This is a genomic window from Planktothrix sp. FACHB-1355, assembly GCF_014748295.1.
Lineage (GTDB): Bacteria > Cyanobacteriota > Cyanobacteriia > Cyanobacteriales > Aerosakkonemataceae > Aerosakkonema > Aerosakkonema funiforme_A.
Genome location: NZ_JACJUP010000618.1, coordinates 1 through 4,081, shown reverse-complemented (window position 1 = coordinate 4,081; position 4,081 = coordinate 1). Strand labels below are relative to the sequence as shown.

Annotated in this window: 1 protein-coding gene; it reads right to left on the bottom strand. The window is 43.1% G+C overall.

Translation table 11 applies throughout. The annotated features are described in order from the left end of the window. Positions 1–54: 54 nt before the first annotated feature. Positions 55–4,081: serine/threonine-protein kinase PknK (locus H6S82_RS21740; protein ID WP_191056689.1), on the bottom strand; the 4,027-nt coding region annotated here is incomplete at its 5' end.

Genomic DNA, 4,081 nt, shown 5'->3' with positions numbered 1-4,081 from the left:
ATATGCCTACGGCACGCTGTGCGAAGGCACTCCTGCAAGTGCCTTAACAAAAGTTCATACAGTGTCGATTACTTTTGTCCGACTACTTAGCGTTTGTTTTGTGTGTTTGACGTAATTAATCAAGCTCAAGGGAATTGCCGAGTTATCCTCAAACGGCATTGATTCAACATAACAATTTTCGCGGTTAAAGCAGTAGCCGACAACTGACCATTTGCCATTTTCGTTCAAAATCAATGCTCCTTTTTCAGCACCAGCATTTTCGATCGCCATTTGCATAAGGCTAGAAAGCAAGCGATCGATTTGCATTTCGCTGGACAGTGCTTGAGAAGCTTTGATAACCGTTGGTAAATCTACTAACTCGGAACTGCTGGTACTGCCAGTAATTGTTCTGGTAGAACTAGAAATTGATGACGCACGACTGGAAGTAAAAATTTCCTCGCTGGGAGCGAGGTGAGTTTTATTGTTTTGCAGGATACTAACAAGTAATTCGGGATAGCGTTTTTCTAGATCGTCAATTTTCGATGATGCACCCCAACGAGCGTAAGCATAGTAAGCATCAATTAGATATACTTCTGCAATTTTTTCGTTACTGCATTCCAGGTAGAATTTAGCAGCTAGTTCATTCGCGAGAGCTTCTTCGTTGAGATATTCATTTTCTTTGGCGATGGCAATTGCGCGATCGTAAGCTTTCATTGCTTTCATCTTTTCACCCTGTACTCGGAATATCTCCGCTTCCACTAAGTAAAATTTGTGCGAAAAATTCATCGGGGCATGATGAGCCCATTTTTGCAGTTTTTCCTGATTGCTTCGCACATGAAGTAGATGTTCCTGTTCCGAATTGCGATCGCTATTTATAGCCGCCAGCCGCACCAGCGAATCGTAGAAGTAGAACATCGGTACGTTCAGCATCCCCGTCACCGCGTCTAAATACTGTTCCGCTTGCCGAGCATTTTCTAGAGCTTGCTCAGTATTGCCGAACAGATAGCAAATGAGCATTTTGTGGAAGTGAAAATAATGGAGTCCGTTGCGATCGTTCGCCTGGATGTGAAACGGCAGCATTTTCTCTTCGTTATAAGCTTCACCTGCAAAGCGACAAGGATCTTCTGAGTGTCCTAAAAGATTTAATAGAGCTTGATGAACGATTTGAGTATAATTCAATGCAGCTTCTTGTTTGAATTGAGCAAGCGCTTTACAGTAAGTGTCTATTTCCTGTTCTAATTCCGTTAGGTTATGCGCGATTAAATAGGAATATTGAGAAATTTCTTTGGCTGAATATCCCAATTCTAACTCTCCCGTTTCCAATCCTCTCGCGTAACCTTCTTTTAAAAGGGGAATAGTCTCTTTGACATGGTGTTTACCATGTATAATGTGGACGCCGACAGTATAGAAAACTTTGGTTTTGAGGTAATTAGCGTTAAAGCGATCGACGATATTTAAAGCCAATTGACCGAATTGATATCCAGTTTCGATATCTAAAACTACACCGCTTAATATCAATCCATACAAAGCGTAAGCAAATGCAGATAAAGGAGCGTTGCCGTAAAAAACTGACAACTGAACCATTTTCAAAATTATCAGCGGCAGGAGCAAAGGAGCGGTTATATAAGCTGGCGAAACTATCCCCGATAAAATCCGCATCGCTGCCTGTTTTTTCGGGTCTATCATATCTGGCGAATTGACAAAATCGGCAATATTTTTGTCAGCAAAAAGCGCTGCTGTTTCTTCTAGAGCTTGCTGAATATCCGCCGGACTTGGCTGTTCCGGAAAGTTAATTTCCAAGAGTTTGAGAATTTCCAATCCCATTTCGACGGCTTGTTTCGGTTTGACTTGCGCCGTACAAGCGGAAAGCTTAATTTCATACACTTTCACTTTATCCAGCAACGTTTTGGCGTTGTGCAGCACTATGTCAGCTAACTCCTCCATCTGCTGAAAATCAGTGCTTAAATAGCCAATTTCTGCTGCTAAAACGTGCAGGTTGAGTGCTAATTCATACTTTGTTTGCCAGCTATTTACGGCTAAAAGTTGCCTGCCAACGTTTAAATATCCGCGTGCTGCCGCATAAGCAGTAGCACTCTTTGCTTTGCGTCCCGCGATTAAATTCAGTTGAGCCAGTCGATCGCGCTCGGTTCGATCGACAATCAACTCCATACCATAATTCAACTGATTGACAATATCAAAAATTTTCTCTTCTCTTTCAGCTTCAGGGGTTTTATTCAACAAAAGTTGACCGATTTTTAGGTGAGTTGCTTGTTTTTGCGATTCGGGAATCAAAGCATAAGCAGCTTGCTGCACGCGATCGTGTAAAAATCGGTAGGTGGGAACCTGGGAATTAGTAATAGCTAACTGGGTAGATTCTTGTTGATTACCGACAAGCGTTTCTCCGTTTTCATCTGCTTGGAAAAACTTGTAAACTTCACTCGTAGGCAGAACTAAACCATCTTGCAATGCTTTCCACAAATCTACTGCTGTTTCCGATCGAGATTGCTCGCGGACAATGGCAAGTGTGCTTAAGTCGAATTGATGACCGATGCAGGCGGCAAGTTTCAATACTTCTTGAGTAGCTACTGGCAATTTCTGTAATTGCAGTGCCATAAATTCAACCACATCATCGGTCAGTGCCAATGCTCGCAATCGGGAAATATCACACTGCCAATAACGCTCTTTAAAATTAAATTCGATTAGTCCATCTTCGTGGAGAAACTTGAGGAATTGAGTTAGGAAAAATGGATTGCCTTTTGTTTTTTGATAAACCAGTTCGTTGAGAGGTTTTGCGAGCGCGATCGAACAACCCAAAGTATCGGCAATCAAAACGTTCGCATCCGACTTCTGGAGCGCTTCTAAAGTCAGGGTGTTAACCGTTGCGCCAGTTTTTTGAATTTCTGTCAAAGTCAGCATCAACGGGTGCGTCAAACTAACTTCATTATCGCGATAAGCACCAATTAAGAATAGATAGCCGCGATCGTTCTGGTCGATCAGCAATTGAATCAAGTGCAAAGATGCTGAATCTGCCCATTGCAAATCGTCTAAAAATATGACAAGGGGATGTTCCTTTGTTGTGAAGACTTGAATAAATTTCTGGAATAAGAGATTAAAGCGATTTTGCGCCGCACTTCCCGATAGTTCTGCGGCTGGGGGTTGCGCTCCGATAATTTGTTCTAATTCGGGAATCACTTCCACAATTACTTGCGCGTTGTCGCCCAATGCTGTCAGAATTTCCGACTGCCACTGCACAAGTTTGGCATCGGTTTCGCTCAGCAATTGCCCCATTAAATCTCGAAAAGCTTGTACGAAAGCTGAGAAGGGAAGGTTGCGCTGAAATTGGTCAAATTTGCCTTTGATGAAGTAGCCGCGCTGCCGCACAATTGGTTTGTGAACTTCGTTGACGACAGCGGTTTTGCCAATACCGGAAAAACCGGCAACGAGCATCATTTCTATTTGGGATTTGGGATTTGGGAGAGCTGATTCCGATTGATTGGCGATGCGATTCTCCGAAGGAGACGCTACGCGAACGAATGCCGCCAGGAGGGTTTGTACTTCCCTTTCCCGACCGTACAATTTTTCTGGGATAATGAAGCGATCGCACAAGTCTCGCTGCCCTAATTCAAAAGGTACGATCGTTCCCGTATTTTTCCATTGCCACAAACAAGTTTCCAAATTGTCCTTAAGTCCCAGCGCACTTTGATAGCGGTCTTCCGCATTTTTCGCCATCAATTTGCTGACAATATCAGACAGTATTTGAGGAATTCTTGGGTTGAGCTGATTTACTGAGATAGGCTGTTTGGCAAGGTGACAGTACACCAATTCCATCGGGTCATCAGATTGGAACGGCAGCTGTCCGGTAAGCAGTTCGTAGAAAGTCACTCCCAGAGAGTAAAAATCCGTGCGGTAATCAATACCTCGATTCATCCGTCCAGTTTGTTCGGGAGATAGATAAGGTAGAGTCCCTTCCAAGACTTTGGGATTTTGAAGAACTTGGGTTTCGCGAGGCAAAAGCGATGCAATGCTAAAATCAATTACTTTGACTTCTTTGGTAGTTGGGTTAATCAAAATATTGGCGGGTTTGATATCTTTGTGGATGATC